This window comes from Pseudomonas arsenicoxydans (assembly GCF_006438915.1).
Taxonomy (GTDB): domain Bacteria; phylum Pseudomonadota; class Gammaproteobacteria; order Pseudomonadales; family Pseudomonadaceae; genus Aquipseudomonas; species Aquipseudomonas arsenicoxydans_A.
The window spans coordinates 471,165-486,389 of record NZ_RCZE01000001.1; the positions used below are offsets into that span (position 1 = coordinate 471,165).

The 15,225-nt window shown below is 59.0% G+C and carries 14 protein-coding genes; 4 read left to right on the top strand and 10 right to left on the bottom strand.

Going from position 1 to position 15,225, the window contains the following annotated elements; genetic code table 11:
• Positions 1 to 154: 154 nt before the first annotated feature.
• The 7 genes from EAH78_RS02195 to EAH78_RS02225 form a co-directional block, all read right to left on the bottom strand.
• The gene (locus EAH78_RS02195; RefSeq protein WP_140664922.1) at positions 155 to 1,051 is read right to left on the bottom strand and encodes a peptidoglycan DD-metalloendopeptidase family protein; all 897 of its coding nucleotides are present in this window, start codon (positions 1,049 to 1,051) and stop codon (positions 155 to 157) included.
• Positions 1,052 to 1,213: 162 nt separating this feature from the next.
• Entirely contained in the window at positions 1,214 to 2,113 is a 900-nt protein-coding gene (locus EAH78_RS02200) for a response regulator (protein WP_140664926.1), read from the bottom strand.
• Positions 2,114 to 2,280: 167 nt separating this feature from the next.
• Complete coding sequence (gene phoU / locus EAH78_RS02205; RefSeq protein ID WP_008150055.1) at positions 2,281 to 3,042, bottom strand: phosphate signaling complex protein PhoU; 762 nt, start codon at positions 3,040 to 3,042, stop codon at positions 2,281 to 2,283.
• 70 nt (positions 3,043 to 3,112) lie between these two features.
• Positions 3,113 to 3,946 carry a phosphate ABC transporter ATP-binding protein PstB gene (pstB, locus tag EAH78_RS02210; protein WP_027926300.1) on the bottom strand — a complete coding sequence of 278 codons (834 nt, stop codon included), beginning with the start codon at positions 3,944 to 3,946 and terminating at the stop codon, positions 3,113 to 3,115.
• A 169-nt stretch (positions 3,947 to 4,115) separates the two neighbouring features.
• Positions 4,116 to 5,786, bottom strand: a complete 1,671-nt coding sequence (gene pstA, locus EAH78_RS02215) for a phosphate ABC transporter permease PstA (protein WP_140664930.1) — start codon at positions 5,784 to 5,786, stop codon at positions 4,116 to 4,118.
• Between the two features lie 15 nt (positions 5,787 to 5,801).
• Positions 5,802 to 8,084: an ABC transporter permease subunit gene (locus EAH78_RS02220; protein WP_140664933.1), complete on the bottom strand. Its 2,283-nt coding sequence runs from the start codon at positions 8,082 to 8,084 to the stop codon at positions 5,802 to 5,804.
• Between the two features lie 283 nt (positions 8,085 to 8,367).
• Positions 8,368 to 9,369, bottom strand: coding sequence for a phosphate ABC transporter substrate-binding protein PstS (locus tag EAH78_RS02225; RefSeq protein ID WP_140664936.1), 1,002 nt, complete (start codon positions 9,367 to 9,369; stop codon positions 8,368 to 8,370).
• A gap of 188 nt (positions 9,370 to 9,557) precedes the next feature.
• Here EAH78_RS02225 and EAH78_RS02230 point away from each other — a divergent pair, with 188 nt between their 5' ends.
• Together EAH78_RS02230 and EAH78_RS02235 are read left to right on the top strand one after the other, a co-directional pair.
• A complete protein-coding gene (locus EAH78_RS02230; protein WP_140664941.1) occupies positions 9,558 to 10,622 on the top strand; it encodes a helix-turn-helix domain-containing protein in 1,065 nt (354 codons plus the stop codon).
• Positions 10,613 to 11,104 (top strand): type II toxin-antitoxin system VapC family toxin, encoded by a 492-nt coding sequence (locus EAH78_RS02235; RefSeq protein WP_140664944.1) that lies wholly within the window; start codon positions 10,613 to 10,615, stop codon positions 11,102 to 11,104. The genes EAH78_RS02230 and EAH78_RS02235 overlap by 10 nt, the downstream gene beginning before the upstream one ends.
• A gap of 9 nt (positions 11,105 to 11,113) precedes the next feature.
• On the opposite strand, the gene EAH78_RS02240 is transcribed toward EAH78_RS02235, so the two are convergent.
• Entirely contained in the window at positions 11,114 to 12,412 is a 1,299-nt protein-coding gene (locus EAH78_RS02240; RefSeq protein WP_140664947.1) for an MFS transporter, read from the bottom strand.
• A 363-nt stretch (positions 12,413 to 12,775) separates the two neighbouring features.
• Here EAH78_RS02240 and EAH78_RS02245 point away from each other — a divergent pair, with 363 nt between their 5' ends.
• Both EAH78_RS02245 and EAH78_RS02250 read left to right on the top strand, forming a co-directional pair.
• On the top strand, positions 12,776 to 13,180 hold the full coding sequence (locus EAH78_RS02245) for an acyl-CoA thioesterase (protein ID WP_007942704.1): 405 nt from the start codon (positions 12,776 to 12,778) through the stop codon (positions 13,178 to 13,180).
• 57 nt (positions 13,181 to 13,237) lie between these two features.
• Positions 13,238 to 14,137, top strand: coding sequence for a D-hexose-6-phosphate mutarotase (locus EAH78_RS02250; RefSeq protein WP_140664950.1), 900 nt, complete (start codon positions 13,238 to 13,240; stop codon positions 14,135 to 14,137).
• 113 nt (positions 14,138 to 14,250) lie between these two features.
• Here EAH78_RS02250 and EAH78_RS02255 read toward each other — a convergent pair whose 3' ends face one another.
• Together EAH78_RS02255 and EAH78_RS02260 are read right to left on the bottom strand one after the other, a co-directional pair.
• Positions 14,251 to 14,787, bottom strand: a complete 537-nt coding sequence (locus tag EAH78_RS02255) for a DUF3299 domain-containing protein (protein ID WP_140664953.1) — start codon at positions 14,785 to 14,787, stop codon at positions 14,251 to 14,253.
• An 88-nt stretch (positions 14,788 to 14,875) separates the two neighbouring features.
• Complete coding sequence (locus EAH78_RS02260) at positions 14,876 to 15,121, bottom strand: GlsB/YeaQ/YmgE family stress response membrane protein (RefSeq protein WP_027926291.1); 246 nt, start codon at positions 15,119 to 15,121, stop codon at positions 14,876 to 14,878.
• Positions 15,122 to 15,225: the final 104 nt, after the last annotated feature.

Below are 15,225 nucleotides of genomic sequence, written 5' to 3' on the forward strand. Positions count from 1 at the left end.
GTCTCTTGTGGCGAGGGAGCTTGCTCCCGCTGGGTCGCGAAGCGGCCCAAATCCTGCAACTCCGTTCATCCGGACATACCGTATTCATTGGTTTACGACTGCTGCGCAGTCGAGCGGGAGCAAGCTCCCTCGCCACAATTGGTCACCATCGCCTTCACTGCTTGCCCAACACAAAGTTGGGCAACACCCCCATCGGTTGTTTGAACTGGTACGGAATCGACACCAGCCCCAGTCCCGTATTGCGCTGCACCACAAAATGCAGGTGCGGACCGGTGCTATTGCCGGTGTTGCCCGACAGCGCCAGTGCACTGCCTACCGACACCCGCTGCCCCTCGCGAACACAGACCGAACCTTGTTTGAGGTGCAGGTACACGCCCATGGTCCCGTCATCGTGCAGCACCCGCACGAAATTGCCCGACGGATTAGTGCCACGCCCCGTTTGCCCGCTCTCGGTTTTCACCACCACCCCGCCACGGGCGGCGATGATCGGCGTGCCTTCGGGCATGGCGATGTCGATGGCATAGCGGTTCTTCGGACCGAAGTGACTGTACTCGCCATCAGCTCCCTGGCTCACGTGAAACGGACCGCCACGCCAGGGGAACGGGTATCGATAGGCCATGGCGGACCCTGAAGGGTTGCCCAAGGCGTATTTGAACTTCGGGGTGTACACGAGCGGCCTTCCGGCCTGACTCGCGGTGAGCACCGCCACACGGAGGCTGCTGCGCGCCGGCAATACCTTGTGGATCAGTTTATCCGGCGCGCCGCTGACGTTTTTCAACCCGGCGAAACTCAAGCCGATCTCAACTGGCGCGTACAAGTTATTGCGCACGTACACACTGTGCTCGCCGTCCTTCTTCAGGATAACCAGGTACACCTGACGCTCAAGGTTCTCGTCCATGCGATCTTGAAAAACGAACACCTGTGAGCCTTTGGTGGGGCGGTCACTGTAGGAGACCACGCCATTGGCGTCGGTGGACTTGTAGACCGTCACGGCCATCGCCGAAGTGGCGGCCATGAACAGACCACAGAAAAACAGCAGGCGCGCGAGCATGGGCAGGGTTCTGTCGAGTAAGGCCTTGGGTTGAGCCTAGCAGCTGCAATGGACCCAAGGAGTCGGCAGATGTTTCAAAAGGGGCGGTTCAGCGGATGTGTGGTGTATTCAATGGCCCCTTCGCGAGCTTGCTCGCGAAGGCGGACTAACAGGCGACGGGGATTACGCGCCTGGAATGAAGTGCTTCTGCGCGGTACCACGAGCAATCAGGCGGGAGATGTAGTCGAGCTTCTGCGCGTCCTGATCCACAAAGCGGAAGGTCAGTTGCAACCAGTCGCTGTCAGGTTTCGGCTCGTGGGCCACGACCGCGTGCAGGTAACCGTTCAGACGGGCGACTTCAGCGTTCTCGCCCTGCTCCAGATCGAGCACCGCGCTGTCGAGGATTTGTGGCAGCGTGTCGGTACGCTTAACCACCAGCAGCGCTTCCTTGATGCTCAAGGCTTTGATCACGCATTGCTGGATGCCGCTCGGCAAGCGCAACTGGCCTTGGCCACGACCGCTGGCCGGCGCTGCGGCGGTCGCAGTCCGGACGGGTGGGCTGTTGAGCAAACCACGGGATGGTGCGGCAGCCGGCGTCGGTGCGACCACGGCCGGTTTGCCGCCGGTCAAGGCGCTGAGGGTATCGTTGCCGAAGGCCGAGTTCATTTTCGCCGGCGCACCGCTCATCAGGGCGTCCAGTTTGCCGACCTTGTTCAGCGCCTGCTTGACCTTGGTCAGCAGTTGTTCGTTGGTGAAGGGCTTGCTGACGTAGCCGGAAACGCCGGCTTGAATCGCCTGGACCACGTTCTCTTTGTCGCCACGACTGGTCACCATCACGAACGGCATGGTCTTGAGGTGGTCCTGCTCGCGACACCAGGTCAGCAGTTCCAGGCCAGACATCTCGGGCATTTCCCAATCGCACAGGACCAGGTCGAACGTCTCCTTCGCCAGCATGGCCTGAGCCTTTTTGCCGTTGATGGCATCTTCCGTGCGAATGCCCGGGAAGTAGTTGCGCAGGGCTTTCTTTACCAGGTCACGAATGAACGCTGCATCGTCCACTACCAACACGCTGATCTTGCTCATCCATCACCCCTCGAAAAAATCCCGGCAAGCATACCGTTTTGCTGATGGCACATTGCCAAAAACCTTCAGTCACGCCGGGACTTTTCGTTCGCGGGTGCTGCTAGTAACGTCGAAAACCACACACAAAAACGCCCGGCCAAAGGACCGGGCGTTTTTCTTGGGCAGTCTTACTTATCGTCAGCTTTGCCCGGAACATTAGCGGTTTCACCGCTGGTTCCTTCAACTTCTTCTTTCATGCGCTTGAGGCCCAGGTGACGCACGTCGGTGCCGCGCACCAGGTAAATCACCAGTTCCGAGATATTGCGCGCGTGGTCGCCGATCCGTTCGAGCGAACGCAGCACCCAGATAATGCTCAAGACCCTCGAGATAGAGCGTGGGTCTTCCATCATGTAGGTCGCCAGCTCACGCAGGGCGGTCTTGTATTCACGGTCGATGATCTTGTCGTACTGCGCCACCGACAACGCCAGGTCGGCGTCGAAACGGGCAAACGCGTCCAGCGCATCACGCACCATGTTGCGCACCTGGTCGCCAATGTGGCGAACCTCGACGTAACCGCGCGGTGCTTCGCCTTCTTCGCACAACTGAATGGCGCGGCGGGCAATCTTGGTCGCTTCGTCACCGATGCGCTCCAGGTCGATGACCGACTTGGAGATGCTGATGATCAGGCGCAAGTCAGAAGCCGCTGGCTGACGACGGGCCAGAATGCGCAGGCATTCTTCGTCGATGTTGCGTTCCATCTGGTTGATCTGGTCGTCGATTTCGCGGACCTGCTGGGCCAGACCGGAGTCGGCTTCGATCAGCGCGGTCACCGCGTCGTTGACCTGCTTTTCCACCAGCCCGCCCATGGCCAGGAGGTGGCTGCGCACTTCCTCCAGTTCGGCGTTGAACTGCGCGGAAATGTGGTGGGTAAGGCCTTCTTTACTAATCATGTTGGCGTCCTTGGAGCGTCCGGTAAGGTGCGGTGGGCCGCAGCGTCAGTTCAGTGAGCAACCACAAGTCCTAGCCATAACGACCGGTGATGTAGTCTTCGGTCTGCTTCTTCGCCGGATTGGTGAACAGGGTGTCGGTGTCGCCGAATTCCACCAGTTTGCCCATGTACATGAACGCCGTGTAGTCGGAAACCCGCGCGGCCTGTTGCATGTTGTGGGTCACGATGACGATGGTGAATTTCGATTTCAGTTCGTAGATCAGCTCTTCGACTTTCAACGTGGAGATCGGGTCGAGTGCCGAGCACGGTTCGTCGAGCAACAACACTTCCGGTTCCACGGCGATGGTGCGCGCGATGACCAGACGTTGTTGCTGACCACCGGACAGGCCGAGTGCCGATTCGTGCAGACGGTCTTTGACCTCGTCCCACAACGCCGCGCCTTTCAACGCCCACTCAACGGCTTCGTCGAGGATGCGCTTCTTGTTGATGCCCTGGATGCGCAGGCCATACACCACGTTTTCGTAGATAGTCTTCGGGAACGGATTCGGCTTCTGGAACACCATGCCCACGCGACGACGCAGTTCGGCAACGTCTTCGCCCTTGCGATAGATGTTGTTGCCGTAGAGGTTGATCGCGCCTTCGACGCGACAGCCATCCACCAGGTCGTTCATGCGGTTGAAGGTGCGCAGCAGCGTGGATTTGCCGCAGCCGGACGGACCGATGAAAGCGGTCACGCGTTGTTTCGGGATGTTCATGCTGACGTCGTACAGCGCTTGTTTCTCGCCGTAGAACAGGCTCAGGCCCGGCACTTCAATGGCCACGGTTTCCTGTTCGAGACTCAGGCTCTGTTTGTCGCGACCCAGCGCCGACATGTTGATGCCGTGGGTATGTGTTTCGTGCTGCATGGGAGGCTCCCTGTGCTGACAAATTCGGTTCGGAACGCCACTTCGCGGCATGCCAATAAATGTTCGGTGGACGCGATCTACTGTGGGAGCGGGCTTGCTCGCGAAGGGGCCCTCACGGCCGCCAAAAGCTTCGCGAGCAAGCCCGCTCCCACAAGGTCCGCACCGACCTTTAACTATCCAGCGCTTTGTATTTCTCGCGCAGGTGGTTCCGGATGTAGACGGCCGACAGGTTGAGTGTGGCGATCACCAGTACCAGCAGCAGCGCCGTGGCGTACACCAACGGCCGCGCGGCTTCGACGTTCGGGCTCTGGAAGCCGACGTCATAAATATGGAAGCCCAAGTGCATGATCTTCTGGTCAAGGTGAAGGTACGGGTAGTTACCGTCCAACGGCAGCGACGGCGCCAGTTTCACCACACCGACCAACATCAGCGGCGCCACTTCACCGGCGGCGCGTGCCACAGCGAGGATCATGCCGGTCATCATCGCCGGGCTGGCCATCGGCAGAACGATCTTCCACAAGGTTTCTGCCTTGGTCGCGCCGAGGGCCAACGAGCCTTCGCGCACGGTGCGAGGAATCCGCGCCAGGCCTTCTTCGGTGGCCACGATCACCACTGGAACGGCCAGCAGTGCCAGGGTCAGCGAGGCCCAGAGCAGGCCCGGTGTACCGAAGGTCGGTGCCGGCAATGCTTCAGGAAAGAACAAACGGTCAACCGAGCCGCCCAGCACATAGACGAAGAAGCCCAGGCCGAACACGCCGTAAACAATGGCCGGTACGCCCGCCAGGTTGTTCACCGCGATGCGGATGATGCGGGTCAGCACGTTCTGCTTGGCGTATTCACGCAGGTAAACCGCCGCCAGCACGCCGAATGGCGTCACGATCATCGCCATGATCAACGTCATCATCACGGTGCCGAAAATCGCCGGGAAGATCCCGCCTTCGGTGTTCGCTTCACGCGGGTCGTCGGACAGGAATTCCCAGACCTTGCTGAAGTAAAAGCCGACCTTGGTCAGCGTGCCCATGGCGTTCGGCTGGTAAGCGTGAACCACCTTGCCGACGCTGATTTCGATTTCCTTGCCGTTCGCATCGCGGGCCGTGAGGCTGTCGCGGTTGAACTGGGCGTGCAGGTCATTCAGACGGGCTTCGATGTCTTGATAACGTGCGTTCAGTTCGGCGCGTTCGGCATCCATGTCCGCTTGCGCGGCGGCGTCGAGCTTGCCGGCCAGTTCCAGTTTGCGACCGTGCAGACGAATGCGTTCCAGACCCGAGTTGATCGCACCGATGTCGGTCTTTTCCAAGGTTTTGAGCTGTGCCGCGAGCTGGTTCACACGATCGACACGCGCCTGCAGTTCCGGCCAGGCTGCTTCGCCTTCAGCGATGACTTTGCCATCCTGTTTGACGTTGACCAGGTAACCGTAGAAGTTGCCCCACTCGCGACGCTCGATGGTCATCAGCTCAGGCGGGGTTTTCTGGTTGGTCAGCCACTCGCCGACGATCCAGGTGAAGTCGTTTCCGTTCAAATCACGGTTGCCGACCTTGATCAGCTCGCGAGTCATGAACTCCGGGCCCTGATCGGGCACCGGCAGGCCAGCGCTTTTCAGGCGCTCGCGCGGCACTTCTTCTTTCTGTACCACTTCACCGATAACCAGGTGATTGGCCTGGCCCGGTACGTCGTAGCTGGCGTGAATCAAATCCGCCGGCCAGAAGTGACCCAGGCCGCGCACGGCAATCACGGCCAGCAGGCCAATGGTCATGATGACCGCGATGGACACCGCGCCACCGCTGATCCAGACGCCCGGGGCGCCGCTCTTGAACCATCCATTCAGGGAGTTCTGTTTCACAGACTTCTACCTTTCTTAAAGCGACGAGTATTTCTTGCGCAGACGCTGACGAATCAGTTCTGCGAGGGTGTTCATGACGAAGGTGAACAACAACAGCACCAGCGCCGAGAGGAACAGCACGCGGTAGTGGCTGCCGCCGACTTCCGATTCGGGCATTTCCACCGCGACGTTGGCAGCCAGCGTGCGCAGGCCTTCGAACAGGTTCATTTCCATGACCGGGGTGTTACCGGTGGCCATCAACACGATCATGGTTTCACCGACCGCACGGCCCATGCCGATCATCAGCGCCGAGAAAATGCCCGGGCTGGCAGTGAGGATCACCACGCGGGTCATGGTCTGCCACGGCGTAGCGCCGAGGGCCAGGGAGCCGAGGGTCAAGCCACGAGGCACGCTGAACACGGCGTCTTCGGCAATGGAGTAGATGTTCGGGATCACCGCGAAGCCCATGGCCAGACCAACAACCAGAGCGTTGCGCTGGTCGTAGGTGATGCCCAGGTCGTGTGAGATCCACATGCGCATGTCGCCGCCGAAGAACCAGGTTTCCATGTACGGGCTCATGTACAGCGAGAGCCAGCCCACAAACAGGATCACCGGAATCAGGATCGCGCTTTCCCAGCCGTCCGGCACTTTCAGGCGGATCGACTCAGGCAGGCGACTGAAGGTGAAACCGGCGACCAGGATGCCGATCGGCAGGAGCATCAGCAGGCTGAAGATGCCCGGCAAATGCCCTTCTACATACGGCGCGAGGAACAGGCCGGCGAAGAAACCGAGGATCACCGTCGGCATCGCTTCCATCAGTTCGATCACCGGCTTGACCTTGCGGCGCAGGCTCGGGGCCATGAAGTACGCGGTGTAGATCGCCGCAGCGACGGCCAGCGGTGCCGCCAGCAGCATGGCGTAGAACGCGGCCTTCAAGGTACCGAAGGTCAGCGGGGACAAGCTCATCTTCGGTTCGAAGTCGGTGTTGGCGGCGGTCGATTGCCAGACGTATTTAGGTTCGTCGTAGTTCTCGTACCAGACTTTGCTCCACAACGCGCTCCAGGATACTTCCGGGTGCGGGTTGTCCAGCAGCAGCGGCTGAATCTTGCCGTCCGCTTCGACAATGATGCGGTTGGCGCGTGGCGACATGCCGAACAGGCCCTGACCTTCCACAACCTGATCCACCAGCAAAGTGCGGTGAGCGGTACTGTGGAACACGCCAAGCTTGCCCGAGGCGTCGAGGGCGACGAAGCCTTTGCGACGTTCTTCAGCACTGATTTCAATGATCGGTGTGGTGCCCATCTGGAAGGTGCGAATCTGCTTCAGACGCTGCTCGCCATCGGGATCGCGCGCCATGAACCACTGGGCCAGACCACCTTTGGAGTCACCGAGGATCAGCGAGATACCGCCCACCAGTTGCGTACTGGCAGTGATTTGCGCTTCGCCGTCTTCAAGCAGTTTGTAGCGACCGTTAAGGCTCTTGTCGCGCAGGCTGAACACGTCGGCCTGAGCACGCCCGTTGATCACGTACAGCCACTGCTGACGTGGGTCGACGAAGATGTTCTTCACCGGCTCGGTCATCTGCGGCAGGTCGATACGCTTCTGCTCGTTGGTGACTTCGCCGGTCATCATGTTTTCTTCGCTGGTCAGCGACAAAACATTGAGTTGCGAACCGGTAGAGCCGACCAGCATCAGGGTCGAATCGGTGGCGTTGAGGCTGACGTGCTCCAGAGCGCCGCCGGATTCGTTGACCGCGATTGGCGTTTCGCCGTACGGGTATTCGATGGCTGGCGAGATGGTTTTCTTGCCGGCCGGGTAGCTGACTTTATAGGTGTGACGGAACACCAGTGCCTGACCGTTGGACAGGCCCACTGCCACCAACGGGTGACCGGGCTGGTCTTTACCAATGGAGGTCACGTTGACACCGGCCGGGAGCGGCAGATCGACGCGCTTGAGTTCAGCGCCACTGTCGATATCAAAGAATAGCGCCTGGCCCTTGTCGGAAACCCGCATGGCGACCTGGTTCTGCTCTTCCAGGGAGATCATCAACGGCTTGCCGGCGTCTTGCATCCAGGCAGGCGTGATGGCGTCCTTGGCGGTCAGGTCGGCACCCTGGAACAGGGGCGCAACGACGTAGGCAAGGAAGAAGAAAATCAGTGTGATCGCGCCGAGGACAGCGAGGCCGCCAACAAGGACATACCAACGGGTCAGGCGATCTTTGAGCGCGCGAATGCGGCGCTTGCGTTGCAGCTCAGGCGTATTGAAGTCAATTCGCTTGGGGGGATTCGTAGTCATGGTGGAATTGGCCAGATCATTCATGCGCACACCCTAGCGATCCTGTATGACAGAAAGATGACAATGCAGTGACGCAACAAGTCCGCCGCCAGCGGGAACTGGCAGAGGACCGGAAATTTGTTGAGTTGTGGGAGCAAACTGTGGCGAGGGGGCTTGCCCCCGTTGGGGAGCGAAGCGCCCCCCAAAACCAGTCACCGCATTCTAAGCGTCGACCGATTTACGACTGCTTCGCAGTCGATACGGGGGCAAGCCCCTCACCACACAAGCCTTGCTCCTACAGATCCGGGGCTAGCCCCGGATCAGGGTGTTACTTTTTTGCGACTTCAGCGCCGCCTTCCGCCAGACCCAGGTCAGCCAATGCTTTGGCAGCCACTTTGGCCGGCAGTGGGATGTAGCCGTCTTTCACTACAACTTCCTGGCCCTGTTTGGACAGAACCAGTTTGATGAACTCGGCTTCCAGCGGGGCCAGAGGCTTGTTCGGGGCTTTGTTGACATAAACGTAGAGGAAACGCGACAGCGGATATTTGCCGTTCAGTGCGTTTTCTTCGCTGTCTTCGATGAACTCAGTGGTTCCTTTCTTGGCCAGTGCCACTGTTTTCACGCTAGCGGTTTTGTAGCCGATGCCCGAGTAACCGATGCCGTTCAGCGAGGAGCTGATCGACTGCACGACCGAAGCCGAACCGGGTTGTTCGTTCACGTTTGGTTTGTAGTCGCCTTTGCACAGGGCTTCTTCTTTGAAGTAGCCGTAGGTACCGGATACCGAGTTACGACCGAACAGTTGAACCGGCTTGTTGGCCAGGTCGCCGGTCACACCCAGGTCGCCCCAGGTTTTGACTTCGGTTTTAGCGCCACACAGACGAGTGGACGAGAAGATCGCGTCGACTTGTTCCATGGTCAGGTGCTGGATCGGGTTGTCTTTGTGTACGAAGACAGCCAGGGCGTCTACGGCAACCGGGATAGCGGTTGGCTTGTAGCCGTACTTCTGCTCGAAGGCAGCCAGTTCGGTGTCCTTCATTTTGCGGCTCATCGGGCCCAGGTTAGAGGTGCCTTCAGTCAGCGCAGGTGGCGCGGTGGCGGAGCCAGCGGCCTGAATCTGGATGTTTACGTTAGGGTATTCTTTTTTGTAGTTCTCAGCCCACAGGGTCATGAGGTTGGCCAGAGTATCGGAGCCGACGCTGGACAGGTTGCCCGACACACCAGTGGTCTTGGTGTAGCTCGGGATCGACGGGTCAACAGCGGCGAACGCGTTGGCAGTCGCAACGCCAGCAGCGACAAAAGTCATTGCCGCCATCAAACGCTTCAGTTTCATGCCTTACTCCTAGCAGATAGGGTGTGTTAAGTCGGGGCCAAGTATCAGCAGGCCGTGTGAACACTCTATGGCTGAAATATGACAATTGGATGAAAGGCCAGCATTCAAGTGCCGGATAGATCCAGTCTTGCAGCGCAGGTTGACAAATCGAAACTAGAAGATAGCCTTGTCAACCACGAGAGGAACCCATGATTAACGACCGAATCCGCCGCGCTCGCCTACTGCGGGGCATGTCTCTAGAGGCTTTAGCGCTCAAGCTTGGCAATATCACCAAGCAAGGCCTCAGCAAATACGAGAAAGGGGCAAGTACTCCAAACTCCGCACGCCTGTTACAAATGGCAAAAGTATTGGAGGTCAGTCCAGAGTACTTTTTCCGGGCGGAGGCTGTGCCGCTTGCGCCGTTAGAGTTTCGCAAACTGGCGAAAATGCCGAAGTACCGCCAGGTTCAAGTCGAAGAACAGATTCGTGAGCATCTCGAGCGCTACATCGCTCTGGAGGATTGCTTCGACCCGGCGGACATCCAGACTCCCGTCACCCCAGCGCAAATGCTACCGGTTTCCTCTATAGAGGAAGCTGAACTCGCGGCCGAGCAACTGCGTGAATTCTGGAAGATCGGCAGTGACCCCATCTCCAACCTTACCGAGCAGCTGGAAGAGCACAGCATCAAGGTAGCAATGCTCATGGGGCCAGATGACTTTGATGGGGCCTGCGCCGCAACCGGTGACGGTCGGCATGTCTTGATTGCACTCAACTCGGAGCGCCCCGGCGAACGCATACGCTTCACCGCTGCTCATGAACTGGGCCATTGGGTCATGCAGTTACCCGAAGAAATGCCCGAAAGAGAAAAGGAAAACTGCTGCCATCGTTTCGCGGGGGCCTTCCTCTATCCGGCCAAAGGTGTCACCAGTGACTTTGGTAACCACCCTCGCTCCAGGGTTCATCCCCGGGAGCTGCTCATCGCCAAGCGCCAATACGGAATTTCGATGCACGCAGCACTGCGGCGTCTCAAGGATTTAAATCTTCTCAGCGATGGCGGTTACAAATCCCTCACCATTCAATTCAGCTCGAACGGCTGGCGCAAGGCCGAGCCAGAGCCATTGCCGTGCAAACCACCACAACGTTTTGAGTCGCTGGTGTTTTGGGGATTGGCCGAAGGATTGATCACAAAATCCCGTGCAGCTGAACTTCTACGCAAACCAGTGAGCGCTTTAGATCCCAACTTCCTGGGCTCACTGGAGAGTGCATGCCTCTGATCTACATCAGCGATACGAATATCTGGATCGATTTCAGGAATGCAGGGCTGCTGGAACAGATGTTCGGTCTGCCGTTCACTCTTTGCTGCACAGATTTCGTACTGCACGAGCTCGACGATTTTCCGCATGACGAATTGCTAGCCCGCGGGTTGATGGTCGAATCATTCGAGGGTCCGGAAGTGGCACGGCTGTTCAGTCTGAAAATCGAACATAACAACAGTTCTCTGGCAGACGTTTCCTGCTATCTACTTGCTCAACGCACAGGTCGACCGTTATTGACGGGGGACGGCAAACTTAGAAAGCAGGCACAAAAGGATGGGCTACAAGTACACGGTGCACTATGGCTGCTGGACCTGATGGTTGACCATCAGGTTGTTGGATTGCAGCAGGCTGCGGATGCTTTAGAGGACATGCTCATGCGTGGAGCACGATTACCGTCAGGCGAGTGTGAGGCAAGGCTTTCGCGCTGGCGAAAGCCTTGATGGAGAGAGTTAACGCCCCTTCTTCCAAAGATACCCACCCACCACAATCCCGACCCCGCAAATAATCGCCACATAGTAAGCAGGCCCCATCGGGCTTTCCTTCAGCAGCAACGTCACTACCATCGGCGTCAAACCACCGAAAATCGCGTAAGCCAGGTTGTACGAGAACGACAACCCGCTGAACCGCACCACCGCCGGGAAGGCCTTCACCATCACGTACGGCACCGCGCCGATGGTGCCCACCAGCAAACCGGTCAAGGCGTACATCGGGAACAGCCAGTCCGGGTGATTGAACAGGCTGTGATAGAACGTCCACGAGCTGATCAGCAGCGCTGCGCTGCCAAACACGAACACCCGCCCGGCACCAAAGCGATCCGCCAGCGCGCCGGAAGTCACACAACCCAGGCTCAGGAACACAATCGCCAGGCTGTTGGCCTGCAACGCCGTGGTCGGCGAGAAATGGTAAACGGTCTGCAACACGGTCGGGGTCATCAGGATGACCACGATGATGCCGGCGGACAGCAGCCAGGTCAGCAGCATGGAAATCAGGATCGCCCCGCGATGGTCGCGCAACACGGCGCGCAGCGGCACTTCTTCGGCCAGGGCTTTGCGCAGTTGCAGTTCGGCGAACACCGGGGTTTCGTGCAGCCAGCGGCGCAGGTACACCGAGAACAGGCCAAACACGCCACCGAGCAGGAACGGGATCCGCCAGGCGTAATCCGAGACTTCCACGGGGGTGTAAAGGCTGTTGATCGCCGTGGCGACCAAAGAGCCCAGCAGAATACCCGCCGTCAGACCGCTGGTCAGGGTGCCGCAGGCGTAACCGATATGCCGTTGCGGCACGTGTTCGGAAACGAAGACCCACGCGCCCGGCACTTCACCGCCAATCGCCGCGCCTTGAATCACCCGCATCAGCAGCAACAGGATCGGTGCCCACATGCCAATCTGCGCGTAAGTCGGCAGCAAACCCATGATCAGGGTCGGCACCGCCATCATGAAGATGCTCAGGGTGAACATCTTCTTGCGCCCCAGCAGGTCGCCGAAGTGCGCCATGACGATGCCGCCCAATGGCCGCGCCAGGTAGCCGGCAGCGAAAATGCCGAAGGTCTGCATAAGACGCAGCCACTCGGGCATGTCCGCCGGGAAGAACAGTTTGCCCACCACCGTGGCGAAGAACACGAAGATGATGAAATCGTAGAACTCCAGCGCACCGCCCAGGGCAGACAGCGATAAAGTCTTGTAGTCGTTACGAGTCAACGGACGTGCGGGTTGAGTCGGCTGCGCGATGCTCGAGGGCGCTGTGGTCATGGCAAGGGCTTCTCTTATAGTCGAATCTGCAACCTCAACAACGCTGGCGGAGGCTTGGGCAGGTCCGGCACCATAACAAATTGTTCGAAAAAGCACATAGAGGTGCGTTTTTGACGGTCAAAATGAGAACCCGGCGGTCGTCTCGGAGTCTACCGACCGATATACTCGGGATCTTGCAACAGTTTGAAAGGGTTGCTGTGCGAAGACGCTGCTGGCTCTACCAGTCGATTTCGCAGAGTTTCCCTTTAGGCGCCTTAGAAAAACGTGACGAACGTAGTATGTTCGGGGCTGAATCGTTTTTCTTGAAAGCGGCTATTCACCTGAAGTACCAACGAAGAGTCACGGGTCAGAGGCACCCCCGGCATGATAGAGCTCGAACAAGAAGATCCAATCCCGCAAGGCGACCTGGCCCTGCAAATCACCGCGCTTCCTCGCGAAACCAACGGCTTCGGCGATATTTTCGGCGGCTGGCTGGTGGCGCAGATGGATTTGGCCGGCACCGCCATGGCCAGCAAAGTCGCTGGCGGGCGCGTCGCGACGGTTGCGATTGATCGCATGGCGTTTCTGGTCCCGGTTGCGGTGGGCGCTCAGCTCTCCTTTTATACCCAGGCCCTGGAAATCGGCCGTAGCTCGATCAAGATGATGGTCGAGGTCTGGAGCGACGATCCGCTGTCCAGTGAGTGGCGTAAAGTGACTGAAGCGGTGTTTGTGTTCGTCGCCATCGACGGCAGCGGCCGTACTCGCTCGGTTCCGCCTCGCGCGCGTTAAACGCCGCGGCGGTTTTGCGGTCCATTGCAGTCATTGTTCCCGATCGAGAGTTGCCCCATGAACACGCCCAACGTTGAAGCCGTGAAACTGGACGAACTGAACTGCTGGCGCATCCGCCACGGTCAGGCCGAATTGCTGGTCGCCCAGCAAGGCGCGCACATCCTCAGTTATCAATTGGCCGGCCAACCGCCGCTGATCTGGCTCAACGACGAGGCCGTGTTCAAGACCGGCAAGAGCATCCGCGCCGGCGTGCCGGTGTGCTGGCCGTGGTTCGGCAACTTCGCACGCAACCCGCAGAGCGTTCAGGCGATGCGCGTCAGCAATGAAGCGCCGAGCGCCCACGGTTTTGTCCGGGCGATGGATTGGGAGCTGGGCGGCATCGAGGCCGAAGGCGAAAGCCTGAAGGTGGAATTTGTCCTGCCCTACCCTGAAGGTGGCTTTGCGGAGTGGCCTCACCAGGTGGATTTGAAGCTGAGCATTCGTCTGGATGAGCAATTGCATATCAGCCTGACCAGCCACAACCAAGGCACTGACACCGTCACCCTCAGCCAGGCGCTGCACAGCTATTTCGCGGTCAGCGATGTACGCAACGTGCACGTTGAAGGGCTGGATGGCTTGAGCTACATCGAAACGCTGGATGACTGGAAAACTGTCACTCAGACCGGTGACCTGCTTTTTACCGGCGAGACCGATCGCATTTACCTCGATCCCCCGACGACGCTGAGCATCGTCGATCCGGCGTGGGAACGGCGGATCGAGCTGACCAGCAGCGGGTCGCGCGCAGCGGTGATCTGGAACCCGTGGATCGAACGTGCGGAGGCTTTCAGCGACATGGCCGACGATGGCTGGCAGCGCATGCTATGCATCGAGACGGCGAATGTGATGGGTGATGTGGTGACGCTGGCGCCGGGTGCAAGCCATACCCTAGGCGTGAGCATCGCCAGCAAATCCCTCTAACACTGCAAAACCAATGTGGGAGCGGGCTTGCTCGCGAATGCGGTGTGTCAGGTGACATTAATATCAACTGACACTCCCTCTTCGCGAGCAAGCCCGCTCCCACATTTGAATCTCTACAGATCTGATTCCTTCACCACTCGCACCTTCGCCGCGTCCAGCGCATACGCCGCGTCGGCCAGGTCGTTGTTGACCTTCTCGATCTTCAACGTGCCGGTTACCCACAGCGGCGTGTAGATGTCATCCAGCTTCAACCCTTTCGGATAACGCACCAGCACCAACTGGTTTGGTGGCGGCGGTGGCACGTGGATGCAGGCGCCCGGGTACGGTACGAGGAAGAACAGCGTGCTGCGGCCCTTGGCGTCGGACTCCAGCGGCACCGGATAACCCCCGATGCGGATGTTCTTGTCGTTCATCGATGGCACGGTCTTGGTCGAATACATCACCGCCGGCAAGCCCTTGCTCTGCCTCATGCCGCCCTTGGCGGTAAAGGTGCCATCGCCTTCAGGGGAGTTGTGGTCGATTTCGGGCATCGCTTCGAGGGCTTTCTGATCCGACTTGGGCATCAGTTCCAGCCAATCGGTTTCCGGCAGTTCGCCGGCATGGGCCAAACCACTGCCCAGGAAAAGGAGAGTCAACAGAAGACGGCGCATTGAGGTGCTCGGTAAAGGAAGGGCGATAAGTCGCCGAGCATTCTAGCCCTCTCTGCATGCGGCGCAGAGGGGGCTTTGTCGCTTTGGATCAGTTCTTTTTGATCAGGCCGTAGATCACCAGCAACACCACCGCGCCCACCAGCGCACCGATAAAGCCTGCGCCTTCGCCCGCGTGATAGATGCCCAGAGCCTGGCCGCCGTAAGTGGCCGCCAACGAACCGCCGATACCGAGCAGGATGGTCATGATCCAGCCCATGCTGTCATCGCCCGGTTTCAGGAACCGAGCCAGCAGGCCGACGATCAAGCCGATAAAGATGGTTCCGATAATTCCCATGGCATTTCCCTCTGATTGAATGGCTGTGTCCTGTCTCACCAACCGTATGGGTGAGACAGGACACCTAGCCAAAGCCTAGTCAGACTTTGGCATCCTGCCATGAG

Coding starts and splice junctions, on each gene's coding strand:
- pstB (WP_027926300.1), bottom strand. CDS start 3,946: ATGCAGCACGAAACACATACCCACGGCATCAACATGTCGGCGCTGGGT.
- EAH78_RS02220 (WP_140664933.1), bottom strand. CDS start 8,084: ATGAATGATCTGGCCAATTCCACCATGACTACGAATCCCCCCAAGCGA.
- EAH78_RS02200 (WP_140664926.1), bottom strand. CDS start 2,113: ATGAGCAAGATCAGCGTGTTGGTAGTGGACGATGCAGCGTTCATTCGT.
- EAH78_RS02225 (WP_140664936.1), bottom strand. CDS start 9,369: ATGAAACTGAAGCGTTTGATGGCGGCAATGACTTTTGTCGCTGCTGGC.
- EAH78_RS02240 (WP_140664947.1), bottom strand. CDS start 12,412: ATGACCACAGCGCCCTCGAGCATCGCGCAGCCGACTCAACCCGCACGT.
- EAH78_RS02255 (WP_140664953.1), bottom strand. CDS start 14,787: ATGCGCCGTCTTCTGTTGACTCTCCTTTTCCTGGGCAGTGGTTTGGCC.
- EAH78_RS02195 (WP_140664922.1), bottom strand. CDS start 1,051: ATGCTCGCGCGCCTGCTGTTTTTCTGTGGTCTGTTCATGGCCGCCACT.
- EAH78_RS02235 (WP_140664944.1), top strand. CDS start 10,613: ATGCCTCTGATCTACATCAGCGATACGAATATCTGGATCGATTTCAGG.
- EAH78_RS02250 (WP_140664950.1), top strand. CDS start 13,238: ATGAACACGCCCAACGTTGAAGCCGTGAAACTGGACGAACTGAACTGC.
- EAH78_RS02260 (WP_027926291.1), bottom strand. CDS start 15,121: ATGGGAATTATCGGAACCATCTTTATCGGCTTGATCGTCGGCCTGCTG.
- EAH78_RS02230 (WP_140664941.1), top strand. CDS start 9,558: ATGATTAACGACCGAATCCGCCGCGCTCGCCTACTGCGGGGCATGTCT.
- phoU (WP_008150055.1), bottom strand. CDS start 3,042: ATGATTAGTAAAGAAGGCCTTACCCACCACATTTCCGCGCAGTTCAAC.
- EAH78_RS02245 (WP_007942704.1), top strand. CDS start 12,776: ATGATAGAGCTCGAACAAGAAGATCCAATCCCGCAAGGCGACCTGGCC.